This is a genomic window from Bartonella vinsonii subsp. berkhoffii ATCC 51672, assembly GCF_902825225.1.
Taxonomy (GTDB): domain Bacteria; phylum Pseudomonadota; class Alphaproteobacteria; order Rhizobiales; family Rhizobiaceae; genus Bartonella; species Bartonella berkhoffii.
The window spans coordinates 1-437 of sequence record NZ_CADEAK010000177.1 but is presented as its reverse complement, the minus strand read 5'-3'; the positions used below and the strand labels follow the sequence as shown (position 1 = coordinate 437).

The window sequence follows — 437 nt, the reverse complement described above, 5'->3', positions numbered from 1 at the left end:
AGCAAGAGATCACCAAAGTCACAAGCATTGAGGCTTTTTAGCCGATCCTGATAACTGTGATAGAGTTCACGTCCCATACCTTTAGCAAAGGCATAAGAATCACTTTCTGAAATATGATCTGGTGAGAGCCCCTGGTTTTTCCAAGCATCTATCATTGTTGCCAAACTACGTGCCGACCAGCGCTTGTCATCTAAACCTGCAGCTTGAATGAGCTGTTTTAAAAGACGAACAACATCGTCAGTATCAAGAATGGTGAAATTGCTTTTTAAGTCGATAAGTTCTGCATGGCGGCGTAAAATTTTTGCACCAATGGAATGAAACGTTCCAAGCCACGGCATACCTTCAATAGCTTCACCAACAAGTTCAGCAATACGGGTTTTCATTTCACGTGCTGCTTTATTTGTAAAAGTAATCGCTAATATTTGCTTAGGGTGGGC

At 41.9% G+C, this 437-nt stretch carries 1 protein-coding gene; it reads right to left on the bottom strand.

The window, feature by feature from the left end:
- A partial coding sequence (locus tag J7R10_RS08815; protein WP_208436486.1) for a UvrD-helicase domain-containing protein occupies positions 1-437 on the bottom strand: 437 nt, incomplete at both ends.